Annotated in this window: 24 protein-coding genes; 13 read left to right on the forward strand and 11 right to left on the reverse strand. The window is 63.9% G+C overall.

The features are described from left to right. Window positions 1-62 precede the first annotated feature (62 nt). A complete protein-coding gene (gcvH, locus tag SYNCC9605_RS12645; RefSeq protein WP_011365462.1) occupies window positions 63-452 on the reverse strand; it encodes a glycine cleavage system protein GcvH in 390 nt (129 codons plus the stop codon). A 10-nt stretch (window positions 453-462) separates the two neighbouring features. Beyond that, a complete protein-coding gene (locus SYNCC9605_RS12650) occupies window positions 463-1755 on the reverse strand; it encodes an aminotransferase class I/II-fold pyridoxal phosphate-dependent enzyme (RefSeq protein ID WP_011365463.1) in 1293 nt (430 codons plus the stop codon). A gap of 201 nt (window positions 1756-1956) precedes the next feature. On the opposite strand from SYNCC9605_RS12650, the gene SYNCC9605_RS12655 reads away from it, so the two are divergent. From SYNCC9605_RS12655 to SYNCC9605_RS12690, 8 genes are all read left to right on the forward strand, one after another. Then, window positions 1957-2814: an acyl-CoA desaturase gene (locus SYNCC9605_RS12655; protein WP_257929537.1), complete on the forward strand. Its 858-nt coding sequence runs from the start codon at window positions 1957-1959 to the stop codon at window positions 2812-2814. A 78-nt stretch (window positions 2815-2892) separates the two neighbouring features. After that, complete coding sequence (rplI, locus tag SYNCC9605_RS12660; protein WP_011365465.1) at window positions 2893-3351, forward strand: 50S ribosomal protein L9; 459 nt, start codon at window positions 2893-2895, stop codon at window positions 3349-3351. A gap of 71 nt (window positions 3352-3422) precedes the next feature. Next, on the forward strand, window positions 3423-4829 hold the full coding sequence (gene dnaB / locus SYNCC9605_RS12665) for a replicative DNA helicase (RefSeq protein WP_011365466.1): 1407 nt from the start codon (window positions 3423-3425) through the stop codon (window positions 4827-4829). Window positions 4830-4914: 85 nt separating this feature from the next. Further along, window positions 4915-5217, forward strand: coding sequence for a hypothetical protein (locus SYNCC9605_RS12670; protein ID WP_011365467.1), 303 nt, complete (start codon window positions 4915-4917; stop codon window positions 5215-5217). 73 nt (window positions 5218-5290) lie between these two features. Continuing rightward, entirely contained in the window at window positions 5291-7222 is a 1932-nt protein-coding gene (mnmG, locus tag SYNCC9605_RS12675; protein WP_011365468.1) for a tRNA uridine-5-carboxymethylaminomethyl(34) synthesis enzyme MnmG, read from the forward strand. 24 nt (window positions 7223-7246) lie between these two features. Beyond that, on the forward strand, window positions 7247-7924 hold the full coding sequence (locus tag SYNCC9605_RS12680) for a hypothetical protein (protein WP_011365469.1): 678 nt from the start codon (window positions 7247-7249) through the stop codon (window positions 7922-7924). Further along, window positions 7921-8520 carry a chorismate lyase gene (locus SYNCC9605_RS12685; RefSeq protein WP_198002511.1) on the forward strand — a complete coding sequence of 200 codons (600 nt, stop codon included), beginning with the start codon at window positions 7921-7923 and terminating at the stop codon, window positions 8518-8520. The genes SYNCC9605_RS12680 and SYNCC9605_RS12685 overlap by 4 nt, the downstream gene beginning before the upstream one ends. 90 nt (window positions 8521-8610) lie before the next feature. Further along, window positions 8611-9048, forward strand: coding sequence for a hypothetical protein (locus SYNCC9605_RS12690; RefSeq protein WP_041435298.1), 438 nt, complete (start codon window positions 8611-8613; stop codon window positions 9046-9048). Here SYNCC9605_RS12690 and SYNCC9605_RS12695 read toward each other — a convergent pair. Next, window positions 9045-9578, reverse strand: a complete 534-nt coding sequence (locus SYNCC9605_RS12695; protein ID WP_011365472.1) for a hypothetical protein — start codon at window positions 9576-9578, stop codon at window positions 9045-9047. The two genes, SYNCC9605_RS12690 and SYNCC9605_RS12695, sit on opposite strands and share 4 nt — an antisense overlap. Before the next feature lie 105 nt (window positions 9579-9683). Further along, window positions 9684-10259 (reverse strand): SprT family zinc-dependent metalloprotease, encoded by a 576-nt coding sequence (locus SYNCC9605_RS12700; RefSeq protein WP_011365473.1) that lies wholly within the window; start codon window positions 10257-10259, stop codon window positions 9684-9686. A gap of 44 nt (window positions 10260-10303) precedes the next feature. Between SYNCC9605_RS12700 and SYNCC9605_RS12705 the strand changes: the two genes are divergently transcribed. From SYNCC9605_RS12705 to SYNCC9605_RS12715, 3 genes are read left to right on the forward strand one after another with little or no spacing between them, the layout of a single operon-like run. Next, the gene (locus tag SYNCC9605_RS12705; protein ID WP_011365474.1) at window positions 10304-10723 is read left to right on the forward strand and encodes a hypothetical protein; all 420 of its coding nucleotides are present in this window, start codon (window positions 10304-10306) and stop codon (window positions 10721-10723) included. Further along, window positions 10716-12758 carry an NAD-dependent DNA ligase LigA gene (gene ligA, locus SYNCC9605_RS12710; protein WP_011365475.1) on the forward strand — a complete coding sequence of 681 codons (2043 nt, stop codon included), beginning with the start codon at window positions 10716-10718 and terminating at the stop codon, window positions 12756-12758. The genes SYNCC9605_RS12705 and ligA overlap by 8 nt, the downstream gene beginning before the upstream one ends. Next, window positions 12755-12940, forward strand: a complete 186-nt coding sequence (locus tag SYNCC9605_RS12715) for a hypothetical protein (RefSeq protein ID WP_011365476.1) — start codon at window positions 12755-12757, stop codon at window positions 12938-12940. Before ligA ends, SYNCC9605_RS12715 begins: the two co-directional genes overlap by 4 nt. Here SYNCC9605_RS12715 and SYNCC9605_RS12720 read toward each other — a convergent pair. Genes SYNCC9605_RS12720 through SYNCC9605_RS12740 form a run of 5 tightly spaced genes read right to left on the reverse strand, consistent with a single transcriptional unit; the run spans window position 12916 to window position 18882 of the window. Next, window positions 12916-13539 (reverse strand): TVP38/TMEM64 family protein, encoded by a 624-nt coding sequence (locus SYNCC9605_RS12720; protein ID WP_011365477.1) that lies wholly within the window; start codon window positions 13537-13539, stop codon window positions 12916-12918. The two genes, SYNCC9605_RS12715 and SYNCC9605_RS12720, sit on opposite strands and share 25 nt — an antisense overlap. 34 nt (window positions 13540-13573) lie before the next feature. Further along, window positions 13574-14362 carry an ABC transporter permease gene (locus SYNCC9605_RS12725; RefSeq protein WP_011365478.1) on the reverse strand — a complete coding sequence of 263 codons (789 nt, stop codon included), beginning with the start codon at window positions 14360-14362 and terminating at the stop codon, window positions 13574-13576. After that, complete coding sequence (locus SYNCC9605_RS12730; RefSeq protein ID WP_011365479.1) at window positions 14362-15159, reverse strand: ABC transporter permease; 798 nt, start codon at window positions 15157-15159, stop codon at window positions 14362-14364. The genes SYNCC9605_RS12725 and SYNCC9605_RS12730 overlap by 1 nt, the downstream gene beginning before the upstream one ends. Next, on the reverse strand, window positions 15159-16133 hold the full coding sequence (locus SYNCC9605_RS12735; RefSeq protein WP_011365480.1) for an ABC transporter ATP-binding protein: 975 nt from the start codon (window positions 16131-16133) through the stop codon (window positions 15159-15161). Before SYNCC9605_RS12735 ends, SYNCC9605_RS12730 begins: the two co-directional genes overlap by 1 nt. Before the next feature lie 4 nt (window positions 16134-16137). Further along, a complete protein-coding gene (locus tag SYNCC9605_RS12740; protein WP_011365481.1) occupies window positions 16138-18882 on the reverse strand; it encodes a valine--tRNA ligase in 2745 nt (914 codons plus the stop codon). A gap of 88 nt (window positions 18883-18970) precedes the next feature. Here SYNCC9605_RS12740 and SYNCC9605_RS12745 point away from each other — a divergent pair, with 88 nt between their 5' ends. Then, a complete protein-coding gene (locus SYNCC9605_RS12745; protein ID WP_011365482.1) occupies window positions 18971-20221 on the forward strand; it encodes an extracellular solute-binding protein in 1251 nt (416 codons plus the stop codon). After that, window positions 20218-21540: a mechanosensitive ion channel family protein gene (locus tag SYNCC9605_RS12750; protein ID WP_011365483.1), complete on the forward strand. Its 1323-nt coding sequence runs from the start codon at window positions 20218-20220 to the stop codon at window positions 21538-21540. Before SYNCC9605_RS12745 ends, SYNCC9605_RS12750 begins: the two co-directional genes overlap by 4 nt. Here SYNCC9605_RS12750 and SYNCC9605_RS12755 read toward each other — a convergent pair. Together SYNCC9605_RS12755 and SYNCC9605_RS12760 are read right to left on the reverse strand one after the other, a co-directional pair. Next, entirely contained in the window at window positions 21520-22143 is a 624-nt protein-coding gene (locus SYNCC9605_RS12755; protein ID WP_011365484.1) for a 2OG-Fe(II) oxygenase, read from the reverse strand. The two genes, SYNCC9605_RS12750 and SYNCC9605_RS12755, sit on opposite strands and share 21 nt — an antisense overlap. After that, window positions 22140-22589, reverse strand: a complete 450-nt coding sequence (locus tag SYNCC9605_RS12760; RefSeq protein WP_011365485.1) for a hypothetical protein — start codon at window positions 22587-22589, stop codon at window positions 22140-22142. The genes SYNCC9605_RS12755 and SYNCC9605_RS12760 overlap by 4 nt, the downstream gene beginning before the upstream one ends. Window positions 22590-22597: the final 8 nt, after the last annotated feature.

A 22597-nucleotide genomic window follows, 5' to 3' on the forward strand; every position in this document is an offset into this window, starting at 1 on the left:
GCACAGCCCGCCGAACGATCGTAAGAGCGAAGCCCCGGCGCTGATGACAGCCAGCGTTGATTTCAGCCGGCGTTGACCTTGGCGCCGTAGGCCTCAGCGGTCATCAGGCTGTCGAGCTCGGCGGGGTCCGACGGACGCAGCACCAGCAGCCAGCCCTCACCGTGGGGGTCGTTCTGCAGCTCCTCCGGACTGGCCAGCACCGCTTCATTGCGTTGCACCACCTCACCAGCAATCGGTGCATACATGTCTTCCACAGCCTTCACTGACTCCACCGAGCCAAAGCTGGTGCCCTTCGCCAGGCTGGCGCCCACATCCGGCAGATCCACAAACACGATGTCGCCCAGCTGATCAACGGCGAAGGCACTGATGCCCACTCGCACCAGCTCACCATCGGCATTGGCGTACTCGTGGCTGTCGGCGAAGCGAAAAGAGTCGGGGAACGCGAACGCCATCGAGGCAGTTTCAGGTGGTCCCAGTTTGCGGGAGATTGATCAGTCCTGCCGCATTGAGGTCACACAACGCACGGGAAAGGGCCAGGCGGATGTGAGCCCGATGGGTGCCGCCCTGCACATAGAGGTTGAACGGTTCCCGCAACGGCGCATCGGCCGAAAATTCACTGGTGGAGCCGTCGATGAAGGTCCCCCCGGCCATCACCAGATCCGAGGCATAACCCGGCATCGAGGCCGGCACCGGATCGAGGTAGGCCCCGATCGGCGACATTGCCTGGAAGGCACGGCACACCACCTTGAGGGCGTCGGGACTGCCCAGCCGAACCGCCTGGATCAAATCGCTACGCACGGCCCCGGGCGCTGGATTGACGGGGAAGCCCAGCCGCTCAAACACCCCTGCCACCAGATCGGCGCCAATCAAGGCCTCTGACACCATCTGCGGTGCCAGGAAAAGCCCCTGCAGCACCAGGCGCTGCAGGTCAAATCCCGTGCCGCCCTCACTGCCGATGCCCGGCGCCGTGAGCCGGCAGCAGGCCTGCTCCACCAGATCGGCCCGTCCTGCGATGTAACCGCCGGTGGGGGCGATGGTGCCGCCGAGGTTCTTGATCAACGATCCAGCGATCAGATCCGCCCCAACCGCCGTCGGCTCCTGCTCCTGCACCAACTCGCCGTAACAGTTGTCGACGAAGACAACGCAGTCGGGCTGGCGGGCATGGATGCGCTCACACAGCCCGGCGATCTGCTCAACCGTGACAGAGGGACGCCAGCTGTAGCCGCAGCTGCGCTGGATCAGCACCATCCGGCAGGGCTGCTCCAGGGCCTGGTTCAAGGCCGCCTCATCCACCGCACCATCCGGCTGCAGATCGATTTCGTCGTAGGCAACCCCGAATTCCGCCAGGGAACCCTGGCCCTTGCCGCGCAGTCCGATCACCTCCTCAAGGGTGTCGTAGGGACGACCCGTGATTGAGAGCAGACGATCACCGGGCCGCAACACCCCGAACAGCGAGGCAGCGATGGCATGGGTGCCGCTGACGAATTGCAGGCGCACCGCCGCAGCCTCAGCCCCCAGCACCCGGGCAAAGACCCGATCCACCACCTCGCGGCCCTGATCCCCGTGGCCGTAACCGGTGAGCGACGCGAAGTGCTGGGTGCCAACGCGCTCCGCCGCCAGGGCGTCCAACACGCGCTGCAGGCGTTGCTCCACCGCCGCCGTTCTTGCTGCAGCCAGGTCGGCCTGCTCCCGCGCCACCGCGTTGATCAGGTCCTCTGCAAACGCACTGATCACCACTTGCCTGACGGATGCCATGCCTTCCTAAACCCTGGCCAACGCCAAAATTCACAACCCGGGAGGCCGCTGTGATGCGGCAACTCCTTTAGATTTCTGTGACTAACGGCACCATCCGCTCCCTGGTTTTCCTGTCTGAGCGGCTTTGTCAATCCAAGGAGAATCCGCTTGGTTTCATCGCAAACAGCTGACACCCGCGAGCTTCGGCAGAGGGCCGCGGTGATGTCACCGCGCGACCGATTGCCGGCGCGTCAGCGCAAATTCAAGATGGGAACCACCAGCTTCATGCTGGTGATGCACGTGCTCGCCACCGTGGCGCTGCTGCCGCACTTCTGGAGCTGGCAGGGCGTTGTGGCCTTCGGCGTTCTCTATTGGTTGACGGTGCTAGGCGTCACCCTGGGGTTGCACCGCCTGGTGGCGCACCGCAGCCTGGTGGTGCCGGTTTGGGTTGAGCGCATCCTGGTACTGATGGGCACCCTGGCCTGCCAGAGCGGCCCGATCGAATGGGTGGGTCTGCACCGCCATCACCACCGTTTTTCGGATCAGCCCACGGATCACCACGATGCTGGCCGTGGCCTGTGGTGGGCCCACAGCGAATGGATGCTGCACGACATCCCAGCCCTGAAGGAACTCGATCGCTACGCCGGCGACCTTCAATGCGACCCCTTCTACCGCTGGCTCGACCGCTGGTTCCTGCTGCTGCAGATCCCCCTGGGCCTTGGGCTCTATTGGTTCGGTGAAGCCGCCCAGGTTCATGGCGGCGGCCTTGGCCTGGTGCTCTGGGCGATTCCTCTCCGCCTCGTGGTCGTGTACCACGTGACCTGGCTGGTGAACTCCGCCACCCACGCCTTCGGCTACCGCAATTTCGATTGCCCCGACCTCTCCCGCAACTGCTGGTGGGTGGCACTGCTCTCTTTCGGTGAAGGCTGGCACAACAACCACCACGCCCATCCGGCCAGTGCACGCCATGGTTTGCGCTGGTTCGAGTTCGATCTCACCTGGCAACACGTGCGCCTGCTCAAGCGCCTTGGACTGGCCAGCCGGATTCGCACGGCCCGCTACGTCCCTGGAGCCTCCTGAGGCTCGAAGCAACCTTCAACGACAGGCCACGTCGTAACGTGGTCGATCGCACCCGCCTCCATCCTTCATACCGGTCCCATGCCTAAGCGTGTACAAATCGTTCTGAATGAGGACATCCTCAGCCTCGGCATGGACGGAGACCTGGTAGAAGTGGCTCCGGGTTACGCCCGCAACTTCCTGCTGCCCTTCGGCAAAGCTGTGCCCCTTACCCCTGCGGTGATGAAGCAGGTGGAGCACCGCCGGGCCAAAGAAGCTGAGCGTCAGGCCGCCCTGAAGCAGGAAGCCGTCGACTTCAAGACCGCCCTCTCCACCATTGGTCGCTTCACCGTGAAGAAGCAGACCGGCGAAGACAATGTGTTGTTCGGCACCGTCACCAACGGTGACGTGGCAGAGGCCATCGAAACTGCCACCAAGAAGGAGATCGACCGCCGCGACATCGTGGTGCCTGAAATCCACCGCACCGGCAAGTACACCGTGACGGTGAAGCTGCACAGCGAAGTCACCGCTGAGATCAACCTGGAAGTGGTCGGCTACTGATCGCTGTCAATTGACACTCAAACGGCTCATTCGAGCCAGAGTGTGATCCCTTCGCTTTACGCCCTGCCGCCATGGTGAGCGTCCCCCTGCCAGAGAACAACGATGGGGGACGCCGTGGCTTTGGCCAGGGCCGGCGCGACGACGAGCCCAATTTCGAGGCTCTGCCCGATTCGCTTCCGCCCCAGAATCTGGAGGCGGAGGAAGCGGTGCTGGGCGGCATCCTTCTGGATCCCGACGCAATAGGGCGTGTGACCGATGTGCTGCAGCCGGAAGCGTTTTATCTGAACGCTCACCGGGAGATCTTCCGCACCGCCCTGATGCTGCACGGCCAGGGCAAGCCGACGGATCTCACCGCCATGAGCGCCTGGCTGGCCGACACCGGCGCCCTGGAGAAGGTGGGCGGCAACAACCGACTGGTGGAGCTGGTGGAGCGGGTGCCCTCCACTGCCTCGATCGAGCAAGTGGCCCGGCTGGTGATGGACAAGTTCCTGCGCCGCCAGCTGATCCGCTCCGGCAATGAAGTGATCCAGCTGGGTTTTGATCAGAGCCTGCCGATGGAGCAGGTGCTGGACCAGGCGGAGCAGAAGATCTTTGCCATCAGCCAGGAGAAACCCTCCAAAGGGCTCACTCCTACCGCCGAAATCCTCACCCAGACCTTTGAGGAAATCGAAAGCCGCTCGCTAGGCACCTCGGTAGCTGGCATCCCGGTGAATTTCTACGACCTGGATGCGATGACCCAGGGCCTGCAGCGTAGCGATCTGATCATCGTGGCGGGCCGGCCTGCCATGGGCAAAACCTCGATCGCGCTGAACCTGGCCAAGAACGTGGCCCAGCTGCACGACATGCCGGTGTGCCTGTTCTCCCTGGAGATGAGCAAGGAGCAGCTCACCTACCGCCTGCTCTCAATGGAGGTGGGCATCGAAGCAGGCCGGCTGCGCACCGGCCGGCTGCAGCAGGAGGAATGGCCGCTGCTGGGCCAGGGCATCAACAGCCTGGGGCAACTGCCGATCTTCATCGACGACAAACCCAACTCAGGCGTAATGGAGATGCGCTCGCTCTGCAGGCGGCTGATGGCCGAACAGGGCAAGGAGCTGGGGCTGGTGATGATCGACTATTTGCAGCTGATGGAAGGCTCGGGCTCCGACAACCGGGTACAGGAGCTCTCGCGCATCACCCGGGGCCTGAAGCAGATGGCCCGGGAACTGAACGTGCCGGTGATTGCTCTCTCCCAGCTGAGCCGGGGGGTGGAGGCACGCACCAACAAGCGACCGATGCTGAGCGACCTGCGGGAATCGGGCTCGATCGAGCAGGACGCCGACCTGGTGCTGATGATCTACCGCGACGAGTACTACAACCCGGAAACCCCAGACCGCGGCATCACAGAAGTGATCGTGACCAAGCACCGCAACGGCCCGGTGGGCACGGTGAAGCTGCTGTTCGAACCGCAGTTCACCCGCTTCCGCAACCTGGCGGCCTGATTCTTTCGGGACGCTTGAAACTCCAGGGCATGGAACGCAGCACCACACCCGTCAACACGCGGCAGGGCTCAGCCCATCTGCCCCGGTGAAGCTCCTCGATGCAAGCTTCGAAAGTTGCGGGGACCTGCAGGAGCTATTCCAACCGCTCTCTCCAGACCTGGTTGCCCTGCAACTGAGCTCCGGCCTGCTCAAGGGACGGGTGCAGGCCTGGGGGTTTGACGGTTTTCGGTTGAACTTGCTGACCACCAATCAAACCCTGTTCCTCAGCGGCGCGCGGCACCCCGAACCCTGCACCCTGGCCCTTCCCCTGGATCCATCAGAAGTCGACGGGACCTTCAAGGCCCAGGGCATCTCCATGCCGTGGGCGGGCCTGATGACTGATTACTGACAGGGAACGACTTTGAAACCGTGGATGCCGAGCCAACGAGCCTTAAAAACTCTCGAATGCCGATAATGAAGCCATGAGCTTCAGCGCCGCTCCTACCGAATCCTTCGACGTGATCGTGGTTGGCGGCGGTCATGCAGGTTGTGAAGCGGCGATCACCGCCGCCCGGCTGGGCCTGAACACTGCCCTATTCAGCCTCAATCTCGATCGCATCGCTTGGCAGCCCTGTAACCCGGCCGTTGGCGGCCCCGCCAAAAGCCAGCTCGTGCATGAGGTGGATGCCCTTGGTGGGGTGATCGGGCGCCTGGCCGATGCCACCGCCATCCAGAAGCGCATCCTCAATGCCAGCCGCGGCCCTGCGGTGTGGGCCTTGCGCGCCCAAACCGACAAGCGCCTTTATTCCCGCCAGATGCTGCAGCTGCTGCAGCACACCCCCAACCTCGCCCTGCGCGAAGCAATGGTGACCGGCCTGGAAACCACCGTTGCAGGCGACCAGCAACGCATCAGCGGCATCCGCACCTATTTTGGCAGCGTCTACGGCGCTGACGCGGTGATCCTCACCGCCGGCACCTTCCTCGGCGGCCGCATCTGGGTGGGGCATCAATCGATGGCCGCCGGCCGCGCCGGAGAGCAGGCCGCCGAAGGGCTCACCGAAACACTGCAGGAACTGGGCTTCCAGACCGACCGGCTCAAAACCGGCACCCCCGCCCGGGTAGACCGGCGCAGCATCGCCCTCGATCAACTGGAGGAGCAGCCCAGCGATGCAGCCGATCGCTTCTTCTCCTTTGACCCGGCCGCCTGGGTGAGCGGTGAGCAGATGAGCTGCCACATCACCCGCACCACCGCAGAAACCCATCAGCTGATCCGCGACAACCTGCACCTCACCGCCATCTATGGCGGGGTGATCGACAGCAAGGGCCCGCGCTATTGCCCCTCCATCGAAGACAAGATCGTTCGCTTCGCGGACAAGGACAGCCACCAGATCTTCCTCGAGCCGGAGGGGCGCGACACCCCGGAGATCTATGTGCAGGGCTTCTCCACCGGCCTGCCGGAACCGATCCAGCTGCAACTGCTGCGCAGCCTGCCGGGCCTGGAGCAAGCCGTGATGCTGCGGCCGGCTTACTCGGTGGATTACGACTATCTGCCCGCCACCCAGCTCAAACCCTCCCTGGAGACCAAACGGGTGCGCGGCCTGTTCAGCGCCGGTCAGCTCAATGGCACCACGGGCTATGAGGAAGCCGCAGCCCAGGGCCTGGTGGCCGGCGTTAACGCCGGCCGGCTGATCGGCGGCCAGGAGCCGGTGCACTTCCCCCGCGAGGGCAGCTACATCGGCACGATGATCGACGATCTGGTGAGCAAAGACCTGCGCGAGCCTTACCGGGTGCTGACCAGCCGCAGCGAATACCGCCTGATCCTCCGCGGTGACAACGCCGACCGCCGCCTCACACCATTGGGCCATGAGCTTGGACTGATCGACGACCGCCGCTGGCAGCTGTTCGAAGACAAACTCCAGGCGATGGAGGGCGAAAAGCAGCGGCTGGAAACCGTGCGGCTCAAGGTGAGCGATCCGGTGGCCCCTGCGGTAGAACAAGAAACCGGTGCAGCAATCAAAGGCTCGATCACCCTGGCCGATCTGCTGCGCAGACCTGGCATGCACGCCGCCGATCTGGTGCGCCATGGCCTGGCCGATGCCGATCTGCCCCTGCCCGTACGCGAGGGCGCCGAAATCGACATCAAATACAGCGGCTACCTGCAACGCCAGCAGCAACAGATCGATCAGGTGAAACGCCAGAGCCAGCGCAAGCTGCCGGCCGATCTCAACTACGCCGGCATCGGCACGCTTTCCAATGAAGCCCGCGAAAAGCTCACGGCGATTCAACCCAGCACCCTGGGGCAGGCCAGCCGCATCCCTGGCGTCAGCAAAGCCGACATCACCGCCCTGCTGATGTGGCTGGAACTGCAGCAAAGGGAACGCCAACCCCTCGCCCCCACCGCAGAAGCTCGATAGCGTTGGACTCCTGAAACCTCTGCAGTGCCAGCCCGGGTTCCCACTTCACGTGCCTATTGGAACCTGCGGGCTGAGCAGGTGATGGACAACGTGTTCGACCGTGGGACGGCCACCGCCCCAACCCAACCGGGTGTGGTGCCGGTGAATGTTGATGTGCACGAACCAACAACCAAACCAAGCGAACCAAGAGAGCGCCGCTCCCCCTCCACCTGGCTGCTGCCGCTGATCAGTGGCATCGCCGTTACCGGGGTGATAGGCAGCGCCTGGCTGGTGAGCAGCCTTCAGCGCTCCCGCCTGCAGCTGGAACGGCAGCAAAGCGCCGCCCTGATCGAGCAGCTGCGCGAGCTAGTGGCTGCTCAAGAAAGCCGCGCAGCAGAGACGACAACGTTCGAGGACGCCTCTATTGCGATCCAAAGCCTCGAACCGCTGACCGTGCCGATTCAACAACCCTTGACGGTTGAGCCCCTGGGCAGCGATCAGGCGTTGGCGCCGATGCCACCCGTCCCCCAACTCACTGGTGTGGTGAAGGGCCCCGGTGGCTCCAGTTCCGCTATTTCTCAATTGGGGCAGGGATCGGTGTCCGCCGGCATCGGTGAAGCGATCGGCAGCAGCGGCTGGGTGCTCACGGACGTCACCGACAGCGGTGCCGTGATCAGCCGCAACGGCCAAAGCCAAACCCTCTCTGTGGGAGGACTGTTCTGAACCCCGCCCCCCGCCTTCACCCCTCACCGCACCAGCTCTGGCAAGCCCCCAGCGATGCCGTGCTCTCGGCTGACGGACCCCGGCAACTGCCCGGTCCCTGGCGGTTGATGCTGCTGGGTGATGGCAGCCCAACCCGCCACCTGCGCCTGCTCACCGGTTCGCCCGTTGCCGTGGATCTGATCGCCATGGAGGCCGACCAGACCGACCATCCCGGGGCACCGGAGGAGGTGAAGGAATTGATGGCACCACTGCTGCGCCGCCAGGTGTGGCTCACCTGCGGCGGCACCCCGCTGGCCTGGGCCGAGAGCTGGTGGAACCAAGCTGAAGCGGATTGGCACCTGCGGGACCGGAACCAGCCGATCTGGAAAAGCCTCACCGAAGGGCGTTCCGAGCTGTTCCGTGAGGTGGATGGCTTGGCGCTGGTGGAAGGGGACTGGCTCGATCAGACCTTTGGCCATCGCGGCCCCTACTGGAGCCGCCATTACCGCTTCTTCCGCCAAGGCAAGGCCCTCACTGTGATTCGCGAAGTGTTCAGCCCGCAACTCGAAACCTGGCTCGGCCCCACGCTGCGCCAGGAGTTTCAACAAAATTCATGAACAAATCTGCGGGTTTGTTGGGATTTGCTCTTGACAACTTGCCATTGGTTGTGCTCTCAGGAAGATGTGGGCACTTCGGTTCACCGTGTCATGGCTGCCACCACCTCCTGGCTCAGCCTCACCGACCTCGGTCGGATCTACGGCATTTCGGCGATTCACTGCGGCAAGACCCTCGAACACCGAGGCTGGCGTGACCGTCGGGGGCGCCCCACCCAGAGCGCCCTCGACGCCAATGCCGCCATGCAGACCGGCCCCCACGGCCAGGGACGCACCGTGCTCTGGAACCGCACGGTCTGCAGCCAGCTGCTGGAACAGAAGGGCTATGAGCCAATGAGCCGCAGCCTGCAGGTGGAGCAGTGGACCCAGCTGCTGGAGGCCCTGCAGGTGGGATCCCCATCGATCACCGCCACAGCTGACCAGATGGCGGAAGAGATGCCCGGAGAGCTGCTCGAGGATGTGAACCACCAGCTCGCTGCACGGGGCTGCCGCTACCGGGTCAGCCCACGCCCATTGCACCCCAGGCGTTAGTCGATCCGGCGGCGGCTGGAGCGCGGCAAAGCCCTGCGGGAGCCCGCTGGATTGGGCGCGGCTTCGGGCTCCGGACGGGCTGCCGGCTGGGCCGAGCGTGACCAGCGCTGCACCCGGAAGCTCTCGTCCTCCGGCCACTCCCCAGGATCAGCGTTGAACTCCTGAGCCGTAGGTGGCGTTGATGGGGGCGCTGGAGCCTGAGCTGCTGCTCCGCGGCGACTCCGGCGGGAGATAGCCTCAAGGGGGCGACGGGCGGAACGCATCGAACGCGCAGGCTCTGGCAGGCCACGGCCAGCCTCTTGCCAGGGCTCCTGCCAGTCGTCGTCCTCTTCCAGCAGCCACTCGACCTTTTCGCCGACCCAGCGGCCCACCGAATCGAGATCCAAACCGGAGCGCCGCCCTCCGGGCCGTTTTCCTGGTCGCCGACCGGACACCCCATCAACAAGCTGACGGCCGGTTTCCAAAAACTGGTCGAGACGGCGATCCCGCTGATCACGGAAACGGTCCAACCGATCGAAACGCTCCTCCATGTCCTGACGTTACCGACGGCGTCGACGCAACCACTGTTCCCGCCGTAATCCCAGCAACACAATCACCACACCGCCACACTCCAGAGACAGCCAGAACACCTCCATCTAGCCCTCTGCCTCCACATAACTGAGCACGCAGCTGGCATCCCAGCGGCCATGGAAATGCTCGACGCAACAAGCCCGGCAGGCAGCATTACGTGTGCGCCTTCGGCAGGGGGTGCGACGGCCGCAACGGGGACAGACCGCCAGCCAGCGGGGCGGCCGGGGCGGCACCGGATAGCTGTGGCGGATGCTCAACTGAAACCGGCTCTGGGCCGCATTGATGGCGGCCATTCGGGCCCGGAACAGCGGCCCATGGCTTTCGCGGCGACGCTGCACCAGATCCACCCAAGCGTGGATCATCTCGTGGCAGAGCGTGCTTTCCGTGGCGATCTGGGGCAACGGCTCGAGCACCGGCCGCGACAAGACAATCTCGCTGCCGCGGCCCTCACCCACCCCGGGGCCACGGCGGTAGAACCCCGCAGTGCGGCTCATCCGCCCATCGCTCCAGCGCACCGCCGTCAGCGGCTGGCCCCCATCCACCAGCGCACCGCCGAAATGCTCCCGGTTGAGGCGGTGAAACAACGGCAGCAGCGGCTGCAAAGGCACAGAACGGGGGGAGGAGATCCGAATCAGCGCCATCTTGCCGTGGTCAGTCAGACTCGGCCCTGCTTTGAGAGCTGGTGATGGAACTGGGACTAGTGCGTGAGATCGGCAGCAAAGCTCTGCTGGCCGGGGGTCTCACCCTGCTGGGCTACTGGATCTACAACGCCGTGAAGCTGGTGCTCGACGCCCGCGGCATCAACCCCCTGATCAAGCAGTTCTTCACCCAGGTGGCTGCCGGCCGCATTGATGGTGCCTACCTGCTCACCACCAAGGCCTACCGCCAGCACGTGAGCCGCCAGCAGTTCATCCGCTTCCTGGCGGGCCTGAAGCTGAACAAGTTCCGCAACCTCAAGTCCGGCCGCCCCCGCGTGCAAGAAGGCAACTTGATCCTCACCGTGAAGTTGAAGTCCGAAGGCGACGAAGAACTGCCCCTCGACTTTACCTTCACCAAGGTGGACGACAACTGGCGCATTGCCCGCATCAACCAGGTCAATGGCTGATCCGCACGAGCGGGCCGCGGAACTGCGGCACCTGCTCAACCGTGCCGGCCACGCTTATTACGTTCTCGATGCACCCGAAATGGAGGACACGGTCTACGACCGCCTCTATCGCGAGCTGCTCGAGCTGGAACAGAACGATCCGGGCCTGCAACGGCCCGACAGTCCCACCCAGCGGGTGGGCGGAGCTCCGGCGGAAGGGTTCACCAGCGTTGAGCACCGTGTGGGCATGCTCAGCCTCGACAACGCCTTCAACCGCGACGACCTGCGGGCCTGGCACGAGCGGCTGCTCAAGGTGCTGGACCGTCCCAGCGACAGCCGCCTGCCCCTGGTGGGGGAACTCAAAATCGACGGCAACGCCCTCGCCCTGAGCTACCGCAACGGGGTGTTGGAACGGGCCGCCACCCGGGGCGACGGCAGCCGCGGTGAAGAGATCACCGCCAACGTGCGCACGATCAGCTCGATTCCGCTGCGGCTGCAGATCGAGAACCCACCCGAATGGGTGGAGGTGCGAGGAGAGGCGTTCATCCCCGATGCCACCTTCGCGGCGATCAATGCCGAAAGGGAGCAACGGGATGAAGCGCTGTTCGCCAATCCCCGCAACGCCTGCGCCGGAACCCTGCGCCAACTGGATCCCAAGGTGGTGGCCGCCCGCCGGCTCGACTTCTTTGCCTACACCCTGCACCTGCCGGGTGACGCCCAACCCCCCGGCCAATGGGCAGCTCTGGAGTGGCTGAACTCGGCGGGTTTCCGCGTGAACCCGAACCGGGAGCTCTGCGGAGACCTGGCCGCCATCCAGCGCTTCTGCGACCACTGGGAGCAGGGTCGCCATGACCTCCCCTATGCCACCGATGGCGTGGTGGTGAAGCTGGACGACCTGCAGCTGCAGGACGAAGCCGGCTTCACCCAGAAGGCGCCGCGCTGGGCCGTCGCCCTCAAATACCCGGCCGAAGAAGCCCCCACCCGTCTGCTTCGCGTTGGCGCTCAGGTGGGCCGCACCGGTGCCATCACCCCCGTGGCCGAATTCGAAGCGGTGCCCCTGGCCGGCACCAGCGTCAGCCGCGCCACCCTCCACAACGCCGATCGGATCGCTGAACTGGATCTGCACCTGGGCGACACCATTGTGGTGCGCAAAGCCGGGGAGATCATTCCCGAAGTGGTGCGGGTGCTGCCGGAGCTCAGGCCCAGCGACGCCACTCCGGTGCAACTGCCACAGCAATGCCCCGAATGCGGCTCCAACCTGGTGCGGGAAGGCGATGAAGCCGCCACCCGTTGTGTGAACAGCAGCTGCCCGGCGATCCTGAGAGGTGGCCTGCGGCACTGGGTGAGCAAGGGCGCCCTGGATGTGGATGGGCTCGGCAGCAAGTTGATCGAACAACTGGTGGATCGCGGCCTGGTGGGTTCGCTGGCGGATCTTTACCGCCTGGATGCAGCCCTGCTCGCCAGCCTGGATCGAATGGGCGATAAGTCGGCCACCAACCTGGTGGAGGCCCTTAAGGCCTCCAAACAACAGCCGTGGCACCGCCAGCTTTATGGCCTCGGCATCCGCCACATCGGCGAGGTCAACGCCAAAGCACTCGCGGCCGCTTTCTTCAGCATCGACAGCCTGGCGACAGCAGCGCTGGAGGCCCCGGAGCAGATCGCCGAACTGCATGGCATCGGCCCGGAAATCAGCGCCAGCCTGGGCCAATGGCTGCACACCCCCGCCAACCAACAGCTGCTGCAGGACTTACGCAGCGTTGGCTTCTCCCTGGAGGCCAGTACCTCCGAGCAGGAGGCCGCCAGCCAAGCCGGAGCTGACGCCGACGGCGTGCTGCAGGGCAAAACCCTGGTGCTCACGGGCACACTCCCCAACCTCAGCCGCAGCGAGGCCAAAGCGCTGATCGAAACGGCCGGCGGCAAGGTGAGCGGCAGCGTCAGCAAGAAGACCGACTACCTGGTGGCGGGCGAAGCCGCCGGCAGCAAACTGACCAAAGCCGAAAGCCTCGGGGTAACGGTGCTCAGCGAAGCCGATCTCACCGCCCTGCTGCAGCCATGAGTCCATCCACCCCTGCCCTGCTCCGCTGGATCAAAACCGACTGCGGCCGGGCCAAGTTGGCTGAGCTGCAGCAGCGCACTGGCCCGATTGCTCGCGCACGCCTGGCCTGGTTCATCCTGATCGCTGCCCTGCGGGACTGGCGTCTGCCCAATCCCGATCAGAGCGACGTTTCCACATCCTGAAGCGCCCGTCTGGCCGCCCGGCTCACGAGCCAGACCACGGCCAATGTGGAGAGCACTCCCACCACCCGCAGCACCCAGGTTCCGGCATCGGCCTCACCCCCAAGCACCTCACCGAACCGGGCCACATCCCCAGCCAAGGCTCCCAAGCCGCAGAACAGCAACGTGCCGGGGAGGATGCCGATCAAGCCGATGCTGTAGTCCCGCAGGCTCACCTCACTGAGGCCATAGGCCAGGTTGAGCAGCGAGAAGGGAAAGGCGGGCGAGAGGCGCGTCAACAACACCAACTTCAGGCCCTCCTTGCTCACGGCCCGCTCCACCGCCTGCAGCTTGGGGAACTGCTCCAACCGGCGCCGGGCCCAGTCGCGCAGCACCGAACGCCCCAGCAGAAACACCACCACCGCCCCGAGGCAGGCCCCAACAAACACCAGGCCACTGCCAAGCCAGGTGCCATAGAGCACCCCGGCCAGCATCGACGCCCAAACCCCCGGCAGCAGCAGCGTCACCCAGAGGGCATAGAGCGGCATGAACAGCAGAGCCCCAGCGGGGGAGCGCAGCAGCTCCAACACATCCGGCAGCCAATGCTGAACCAAGGAGATCAAGCGGAATCACCCACGCATGGCCTGGAGCATTGCACTAACTCGATGCTGAGGTGTAAAAGCGCAGGGCAAAGAGCCAGAAGGCCCGCGCCGCGGCAAAAAACAAAGCCGCCAGAGCCAAGCCCGCAAATAGCATTGGTGCGGCAGCCTCACCCAACAGCACCTGAGCCGGAACCGTTGTGAGAAACGCCACTGGCAGCACCAGGGTGAACAACAGGCGCAGGGCCGGCGGATAGGCGTTGAGGGGATAACGGCCGGAGGCCAGTAGGGCCCGCAACACCTCAGTGGCATTCCAGGTTTTGACGAACCAGATGCTGGTGGCAGCAATCAGGAACCAGAGCGAATAAAGAATCAAGCCACCGGCCAGCAGCATCACCAACACGGTGAAAAGAGAGGACAGGCTGAACACCACACCGGCCTGATGGCTGCCCCAGGCCAGAAGCCCAAGCCCCAGGCCGATCTCCGGCAGCCCCGCCGGCGACAGCGTGCGCAGCGACAACCAGAACTGGCTGTCGATCGGCTTGAGCAGCACGAAATCCAAGGTGCCCTCGCGCACATGGGTGACGATCGCCCCGAGGTTGGGGCGCAACCAGGTGGTGGCCATGCCATCGAACACCGTGTAAAGCCCCTGAACCATCAGGGCCTGGGCCCAGTTCCAGCCCCCCAAAGTCTGATCAGGGCCGTAGAACAACGAGAGCAGGAACAGGCTGCCGCTGAGGCTCATCGCCACCGCCAGCAGCTCGATCAGCACGTTGGCCTGATACTCCAGCTGCACGGCCACAGCCGTGCCCCAGAAGCGGCTCAGGGTTTGCCAGTAGCGCCCCATCAGGCCCCCATGGCGCTGTAGCGCCGCACGCCGGCCCGCCATAGCAGCAGCACCAGCGGCAACAGCAGAGCGATCCAGGCCAGTTGCGCCCCGAAGCCCGCCAACAAATCCACCGGCTGACCCGCCAGCACCCGGGCCGGGAAGTCGATCAGGTAGGGGAAGGGCGTCCACTGGGCCAAGGCCCGCACCACCGGCGGAAAGGCCGTTAGCGGTGCCAACAAACCGGAAAGAAACAGGAATGGAATGAACTGGAGCCGCTCCAGGGCACTGGCCTTTTCACTCCAGAAGCAGAAGGCCGCAATCAAACTCTGGAACAGGAAAGCAATGGCGAAGGCCATCCAAGTGGCCAGCCAGGCCAGCAGGAAGCCACCCAACGACGGCAACCAGATGGCCTGGGGCCGCACCGCAAAAAACACCGCTGCAATCAGAGCCGCAAAGGGCAGACGGGTGAGCTGCTCACCGAGGTGGGCCGCCACGTAACGCCAAAGCGGATGCAGCGGTTGCAGCAGGTAAGGAGAGAGCCGACCCAGCAGGGCGTCTTCCTCGAAGGCATAGACCACCCACACCACCGAAAACTGGCGCACCAAAAAGGCGCTGAGGAAATAGCGATCCAGGGCCACGCCATCCAGCCCCAACCCCGAGCGCGCGTCACTGCCGCTCCAGACGCTGAGCATGATGAACGGCAACACACCGGACAAAGCCCAGAGGGCGATCTCGGCGCGGTACTCGAGCATGTGGGCGTACTGGGAGCCCAGCAAAACCCGGATGATCCGCCGGTTCAGCCCAAAGATCCGCATCAGACCCGCCCCTGCCGGAACAGCCCACCGATCAGCTCCTCGATCGGTGGATCGGTCACATCCAGATCACGCACAGGGAAGCGATCCAGCAGCTGCGCCACAACGGCGGTGAGCTGGTCGCGAGGCACCAACAGCCGCACATCACATCCCTCCAACTGCTCCAGACGCCCCAACCCCGCCAGGGCATCCGCTGCTACAGGCGTCTCCAACTCAAGCCGCACCTCCCGCTCGGGTGCCAATTGATCAGCCAGCGCCTCGAGGGGACCGTCGTGGAACAACCGCCCCTGGTGGATCAGCAGCACCCGGGGACACAACGCCGTGATGTCAGCCATGTAGTGGCTGGTGAGCAGCACCGTTGCCCCCGTGCGGCGGTTGTACTCCGCCAAAAACTGCCGCACCCGGGCCTGGGCATTCACATCCAGCCCCAGGGTCGGTTCATCGAGGAACAACACCTCCGGCTCGTGCAGCAGCGCCGCCAAGAGTTCGGCCTTCATCCGCTGGCCCAGGGAAAGCTTGCGCACCGGCCGGGTGAGTTCCTCCCCCAGCTCCAGCAGATCGGCCAGCGCGTTGATCCGCCGCCGGGCCACAGCATCAGGAATGCCGTAGACCGCCGCATTCACCCGCAGTGAATCCATCGGCGGCAGGTCCCAGAGCAGCTGCTGCTTCTGCCCCATCACCAGGGTGATCCGGCGTAAAAACTCTGCCTGACGGCGCTGGGGGCGGTGCCCCGCCACCTGCACCTCGCCGGCGCTGGGGTGGATCAAGCCACAGAGCATCTTCAAGGTGGTGGTTTTGCCGGCACCGTTGGCACCGAGAAAGCCCACCATCTCCCCGGGCTCAATCCGGAAGGAGACGTCCTGCACCGCGGTGACGTCCCGGGTGCGGCGGCGGATGAAATGGCGCAGGGTGCCGGCCAGCCCGGGCTGCTTCTCGGCAACCCGGTAGATCTTGCTCAGCCCCTCAACCTGAATCACCGAATCAGCTCAGATCCGCCAGGCGCTTGCGCGCCAGATCGGCCTGGGCCTGCTTCTCGTCGAGGTTGGCCTGGCATTCCGCCACCACTTCCGGCGGGGCCTTGTCGGCGAAGTTGGGGTTGCCCAGCCGGCCCACCAGGCCCTTGATCTCCTTCTCGGCCTTGGCGATGTCTTTCTCCAGGCGCCCCTTGAGCGCATCGAGATCCACAAGGCCTTCGATTGGCAGCAGCACCTGCAGCTCACCGCTCACCCCCGCCAGGGCCTTGGTCACCGGAGCCGCATCAGCTTCCTCCGGCGCCATCACCGCCACCGACTCGGCCCGAGTCAACGCCGTGATGTCGGCCGTGCCCTTGGTGAGCACAGCCGCCAGCTCGCCGCGGCCGGTGACAAAGCGCACCGGTACTGACTGAGAAGGCTTGAGTCCCGCCACCGCACGCAGGTTGCGCACCACACGAATGGCGCCGATGAGTTCAGCGAAGGAGGCTTCAAGGTCATCGTTGAGGGCCGCTTCATCCACAGCCGGCCAAGGCTGCAGGGCCAGGAACGTGGTCTCCGGCTCACCGGTAACGCTGTGCCAGAGCTCCTCGGTGAGGTGGGGCATCAACGGGTGCAGCATTAGATGCATCTGGCTGATCACCTTGGCCAGCACCTGCTTGGCCACCCGCTGATCAGCCAGGGCCTCAGCTGAAGGGTTCTCACCGGGATTGAGCCGGCGCTTGCTCAGCTCCAGATACCAGTCGCAGACGTCGTTCCAGGCGAACTCATAGAGGCCCTTAGCCGCTTCACCCAGGCCGTAGCTGCTGTAGCGCTCGGCCGTCTCCCGACTCACCCGGGCCAGACGGGAGAGGATCCAGCGGTCCGCCAGCTGCAGGGCTGCGGGATCGGGATCCCCGAGTTGGGCCGGCGTTTCGCCGCCCAGGTTCATCAAGGCGAAGCGGGTGGCGTTCCAGAGTTTGTTGGCGAAGTTGCGCGAGGCCTCCACCGTGGCGGAGGTGTCCTTCTTGCGGTCGTAATCGAGGCGGATGTCCTGACCTGCACCGGCCACCTCCCGCACTAGGGCGAAACGCAGGGCATCGGTGCCGTAGCGGTCGATCAGCAGCAGCGGATCGATGCCGTTTCCGGCACTTTTGCTCATCTTGCGGTTCTGCTCATCCCGCACCAGGCCGTGGATGTAGACGTCCTGGAAAGGCATCTCGCCAGTAAAGGCGCCGGCCATCATCGTCATCCGGGCCACCCAGAAAAAGATGATGTCGAAGCCCGTCACCAGGGTGCTGGTGGGGTACCAGCGCTGCAGGTCGGCGCTGTCAGCATCGGGCCAACCCAGGGTGGAGAAGGGCCAGAGGCCGCTGGAGAACCAAGTGTCGAGCACGTCTTCGTCCTGCTCGATCTCCGCCGCCGCGCCGAACGCCGCCTTGGCTTTCTCCAGGGCTTCGGCTTCGTTGCGGGCCACTACATAAGGTGTGGTGTCGGTGTACTTGCCGCCGGTCTCGCTGATCACGAACCAGGCTGGGATGCGATGGCCCCACCAGAGCTGGCGGCTGATGCACCAGTCGCGGATGTCGGTGAGCCAGTCGCGGTAGACCTTCTCCCAGCGCTCGGGGATGAAGCGGGGATCCTGCTTCTCGAGGGCCTCACGGCAGCGGGCCGCCAGGGGCTCAGTTTTGACAAACCACTGGGTGGAGAGCAGCGGCTCCACCGGCACCTTGCCGCGATCGGAATAGGGAACGCTGTGGCGGTAGTCCTCCACCTTCACCAGCAGGCCCAGCTCCTCCAGGCCAGCCACCACGGCCTTGCGGGCCTCAAAGCGATCCAGCCCCTCAAACTGGCCGGCCTCTTTGTTCATGGTGCCGTTCTTGCGCATCACCGTGATCTGGGGCAGACCGTGGCGCTGGCCAATGGCGAAATCATTGGGGTCGTGGGCCGGCGTCACCTTGACGCAGCCGGTGCCGAACTCCTTCTCCACGTGATCGTCGGCCACGATCGGAATCTCACGGCCCACGAATGGCAGTGTGAGGGTCTGGCCCACCAGGTGGGCGTAGCGCTCGTCGGTGGGATTCACCGCCACAGCCGTGTCACCCAACATCGTTTCGGGTCGGGTGGTGGCCACCTCCAGGTGGCCGTCGCCGCTGCTGAGTGGATAACGGAAATGCCAGAGGTGGCCGTCCACCTCTTTCATCTCCACCTCCAGATCGCTCACCGCCGAACCGGAGGCGGGGCACCAGTTCACCAGGTACTCACCGCGGTAGATCAGCCCCTGCTCGTGCAGGCGCACGAAGGCCTCCTTCACCGCCTCACTCAGGCCCTCATCCAGGGTGAAGCGCTGGCGCTTCCAATCCACGGAATAGCCCAGGCGCCGCAGCTGGCCCACGATCCTGCCACCGCTTTCGGCCTTCCACTGCCAGGCCCGCTCCAGGAACGCCTCACGGCCAAGGTCGTGGCGGGTCTTCCCCTCCTCCTTCAGCTGCTTCTCAAGGATCGTCTGCACCGCGATCGAAGCGTGGTCGGTGCCAGGCAGGCAGAGCACGTTCTTACCCGCAAGGCGCTGGTAGCGCACGATCGTGTCGATCAGAGCTGTGTTGAAGGCATGGCCCATGTGGAGGCTACCGGTCACATTCGGCGGCGGAATCACCACGGAGAACGGTTCACCGGGGGCCTTCGGGTCGGGATGAAACGCTCCCTGGTCCTCCCAGGCCTGCTGCCAGCGGGCCTCCGTGCCAGCCGGGTCGTAGGTCTTGGCCAGTTCGGGCACGGATAGATCAGCGGTTCAGCCGGCCATGCTCGCAAAGCCCTGTCCACTGAGGCCAATCTCACTACCATCAGCCCAATGATTTGATGGCATGGGCGCAATCCGGATCGAGCATCTGGCCCTTGGGATTGCGCTGACCGGCTTCTGCGCAGGCTGCAGCAGCTGGCTTCCACCGACTGTGGTGAAGGTGGTTCGCACAACTAATAATTCGGACACCATCTCCAGCAAGGACTACGAGCGTCTGCGGGAGGTCACCGAAGACGCTATCGATCACATCAAAAGCGTGGACCCCCACATCCTCCCGCGACTGACGCTGTCCTCGCAGAAAAATTTTGTAGATGAGATTGAAGATCAAACCCGCAGCGGCTTTGGCCCGGATCTGCTGATCACCGATAGCGAAACAGCCCTCGATCTGTACAAACGCAAGTTGGTGGATCCGCTTGAACTTTCACTTGAAGATCGCGCCGACACACCTGATTATTTATTCGACCTAGTTACTGCCGACGACGGGCAACTGGTGGGTCGTCCAGTGAACCAATTCGTCCAACTGGCCTGCTTCAACAAGGAGCGATTGAGCTCTCCTCCCCAGACTCTACAGGAGATGCAACAAGAGAGCGAAGACAACAACTTCGGCATGGCCCTTCAACTGAAAGATCTGTTCTGGAGCGCAGAAGCATTTGATGCTGCTGAAGCGATGGAAGCCGCCCTCTCGAAGCTCCCACCAGATACCAATCGCCAAGCCAACGTGACCAAGTGGTTGCACTGGCTGGAGCACGCGAGTTATCAGCAAAACATCCGTTTCCTCAATGATCAGCGCAGTCTTCGCCAAGCCTTGGTGGCTGGAGATCTGGATTGGATCACCTGCTGGAGCGGGAGCCTACGGGAATTAAGAGAAACCATGGGCGAGAAGCTTGCCCTAGCTCCGCTCCCAAAAGGACCGTCCACCAAGCTCAAAGCCGCCACCAAACTTCAGGTGTGGTCCCTGGGTCGCAACTCCAGCCGCAAGCAGCGGGAAAAAGCTCTGGTGATGATCGACTTCATCACCAAACCCTGGGCGCAAAAGACCTATGCCCTTGCCGGACGCAATTCACTGCCAGTGAATCGGAAAGCCGCAAAAATTGTTGCCGCAAAAATCCCAGGGGGGACTGAAGCCCTGATGACGTACGCACAACAATCGCTGCAGGAAAACGCCGCCAAAGGGCAAGCAAAAGCGCGCGTGTTCCGCGATCCAGAGCGCTATGAGGCCATCTCCGATGCTCTGTTTGACACCATCTACGACGTCAACTCCCCTGAGCAATCAACTCAAAAAATCCTCAAGAGTTTGCGGGAGAGCGACTCATGATCACCGAAGTCAGCTCCGAGACCACGACCTGGCTTGGCTACCTGCAACGCGGTTCCGTGCTCATTCAGGTGGGACTATTCGTTGCCGCCATCAGCAGCGAATCCCTGGTCAAGCGCAAACTCAACAGCCCCCTGATCGCCAGCCTGACCCATCTGATCGTGCCGGCGGCGCTCCTCATCAGCGCCAGCGTGTTGACCCTGGCCGGCATCACAGCAGGCTTTCTGCAGTACCTGGCGCTGCTCTGGGTGCTGTGGCGCTGCGTGGAACCCACCAAGCAGCTAATCCTCGGCCGCTTCCCCAAAGTGCCTGTGGAAGAGATCGATAAATCGTTCTTCCGACCGGTGTTGCTGGTGATGTCGATCCTCACCTTCTTCCAGATGCTCGGGAGCAGGGAATCGTTATCGCTGATTTCCCTTGGTGACGTGTTCGGGGTAACACTCACCATCGGCAAATTGTTCACCGCCCTGGTGATCGTTTACCTGGTCATTGCCCTGGCCAGCCGGCCTGCGGCCTTCGCCGCCTGGCTGGGGGGCAGCTTCTTCGGCATCAAGCCCCAGGGCCGCAAGGCAATGGAAGTCATACTTCGTTACTCGGTGATCGGCGTCGGCGTGATGGGGGTGGCGTACTACATCGGCATCAATGGCACCGCCCTGGTGGCCGTGGCCGGGGGCCTCTCGGTGGGCATTGGCTTCGGCATCAAGGAGATCATCTCTAACTTCATCAGCAGCCTCTGGCTGTTGTTCGAAGGATCGGTGCGCCCTGGCGAGATCCTGATGATCAACGGCGACCCCTGCACCGTGCGCAAGCTGGGATTACGGGCCACCCAGTTGCGCCGCGGCCGCGATGGAGCGGAACTGCTGATTCCCAACCAGAACTTCTTCACCCAGGAGGCGGAGTCGTACACCGCGGAGGAAACCTCACGTCGCGATGAGGTAGTGGTGGGGGCGGCTTATCACCATGAACCCAGTCAGGTGATCGGGGTCCTGGAGGAGGTCGCCCGTCAGCACAAGAAGGTGCTGGAGTACCCACCACCGCAGGCGTTCACGGTGGATTTCGCCGATTCGTCGATCAATTACAAGCTGCTCTTCTGGGTACGCAATCCCCTGGAAGCCTTTGCTGTGGGCAGCGATCTGCGGCAAGCCATCTGGACGTCGTTCGACAAGAACGGCATCGGCATCCCCTTCCCGCAGCGGCAGGTGTATCCAATGGAATGGCCGCCCTCCAAGGAGCAAACCCACCGGCTCGGTAGCCCCATCAATCAGCTCCAGCCCGAAGCAAACAGCGATCCAGCCAACGACTCAGCTGGCGAGTCGCCTTAGGTAATCCTCCTGGCGTCCAGCGTTGATCCAACCGGTGGCGATCAACTTGCTGGCACTCTCGTTCACCCGTCCGCGGTGAATGTGGGACGGACTAGCCGGAAAAATCACCAACTTGCCCCGCTCCGCCGGTTCGTGGTGGTCCTGCCAATGGAACTCGGTGCCGGCCTCATCCACGTCGTTGCAATAAAGAATCCAGGCCAGCACCCGGTGCACCGGTTCGGTGGCCTCATCGCTGATGGTCCAATCGCAGTGCCATCGCTTGAATCCTTCCCCCGGGGCGTAGTGCTGGAGGTTGAAGATCGGATTCACGAACAGGCTTTGCTGCGGGCAGCACTGATGGAAAAGCGGCCGCTCCTGCAGATAGCGCTCCAAGCCGGCCGTCACCCCGCGAAGAATCAGTTGCGAGAGGGCGAAGGATTCGGGTTCCGAGCGATCAATTGCCACCAGGCTGATGTCGGTGCTCTGCTTCGCCGGTTCCCCCTCACCCTCGGGGCCGAAGGCCACGCCAGGCCGCTGCAAATCCACCCGGCGCTCGAAGAACTCACGCACCGCATCGGCCACCGAGGCGTAACCGGGATTGCTGTAGCGCCCGATCAGGTTCATGTCGCAGCCTCCAAGCGAGGAATCGCCACCACAGCATCGAGCTGCTGCCAGCGCGACCGGTCAGCCACATGGCCCTGCAACTGCACCTGCTCAATCACCGTGGCAGCGCGCTCCAGATCGAGGGGAACACCCGGGCCCATCGGCAGCACCAGCACCTGCTGCTCAGCCGGATCGGCCATCACCTGCAGATCGAGAGCTTCCAGCTCCCGCTCAAAGAACACCCGCCGCATCCGGGTGGTGAGACTTGGACCAAGCGCCTCGACGAAACGGGCCATGCCAGCTTCATCCCCGGAGCTGCCGCAGTTCAACGACAACCAGATCAGCAGCTTCACCCAACTTTCCGCCGTCCACAGGGGTTGAAAGCTCTCCCGGTGCTGCCGCACCAGCTCAGCGATTGAAAAATCAAACAGCGTGGCCTGCAGGCCAGTGGCATCAGCGGAATCCATGCTGTTCA

It is taken from the genome of Synechococcus sp. CC9605 (assembly GCF_000012625.1).
GTDB lineage: Bacteria > Cyanobacteriota > Cyanobacteriia > PCC-6307 > Cyanobiaceae > Parasynechococcus.

Coding starts and splice junctions, on each gene's coding strand:
- gcvH (WP_011365462.1), bottom strand. CDS start 452: ATGGCGTTCGCGTTCCCCGACTCTTTTCGCTTCGCCGACAGCCACGAG.
- SYNCC9605_RS12650 (WP_011365463.1), bottom strand. CDS start 1,755: ATGGCATCCGTCAGGCAAGTGGTGATCAGTGCGTTTGCAGAGGACCTG.
- SYNCC9605_RS12655 (WP_257929537.1), top strand. CDS start 1,957: ATGTCACCGCGCGACCGATTGCCGGCGCGTCAGCGCAAATTCAAGATG.
- rplI (WP_011365465.1), top strand. CDS start 2,893: ATGCCTAAGCGTGTACAAATCGTTCTGAATGAGGACATCCTCAGCCTC.
- dnaB (WP_011365466.1), top strand. CDS start 3,423: ATGGTGAGCGTCCCCCTGCCAGAGAACAACGATGGGGGACGCCGTGGC.
- mnmG (WP_011365468.1), top strand. CDS start 5,291: ATGAGCTTCAGCGCCGCTCCTACCGAATCCTTCGACGTGATCGTGGTT.
- SYNCC9605_RS12690 (WP_041435298.1), top strand. CDS start 8,611: ATGGCTGCCACCACCTCCTGGCTCAGCCTCACCGACCTCGGTCGGATC.
- SYNCC9605_RS12695 (WP_011365472.1), bottom strand. CDS start 9,578: ATGGAGGAGCGTTTCGATCGGTTGGACCGTTTCCGTGATCAGCGGGAT.
- SYNCC9605_RS12700 (WP_011365473.1), bottom strand. CDS start 10,259: ATGGCGCTGATTCGGATCTCCTCCCCCCGTTCTGTGCCTTTGCAGCCG.
- SYNCC9605_RS12705 (WP_011365474.1), top strand. CDS start 10,304: ATGGAACTGGGACTAGTGCGTGAGATCGGCAGCAAAGCTCTGCTGGCC.
- ligA (WP_011365475.1), top strand. CDS start 10,716: ATGGCTGATCCGCACGAGCGGGCCGCGGAACTGCGGCACCTGCTCAAC.
- SYNCC9605_RS12715 (WP_011365476.1), top strand. CDS start 12,755: ATGAGTCCATCCACCCCTGCCCTGCTCCGCTGGATCAAAACCGACTGC.
- SYNCC9605_RS12725 (WP_011365478.1), bottom strand. CDS start 14,362: ATGGGGCGCTACTGGCAAACCCTGAGCCGCTTCTGGGGCACGGCTGTG.
- SYNCC9605_RS12730 (WP_011365479.1), bottom strand. CDS start 15,159: ATGCGGATCTTTGGGCTGAACCGGCGGATCATCCGGGTTTTGCTGGGC.
- SYNCC9605_RS12745 (WP_011365482.1), top strand. CDS start 18,971: ATGGGCGCAATCCGGATCGAGCATCTGGCCCTTGGGATTGCGCTGACC.
- SYNCC9605_RS12750 (WP_011365483.1), top strand. CDS start 20,218: ATGATCACCGAAGTCAGCTCCGAGACCACGACCTGGCTTGGCTACCTG.
- SYNCC9605_RS12755 (WP_011365484.1), bottom strand. CDS start 22,143: ATGAACCTGATCGGGCGCTACAGCAATCCCGGTTACGCCTCGGTGGCC.
- SYNCC9605_RS12760 (WP_011365485.1), bottom strand. CDS start 22,589: ATGGATTCCGCTGATGCCACTGGCCTGCAGGCCACGCTGTTTGATTTT.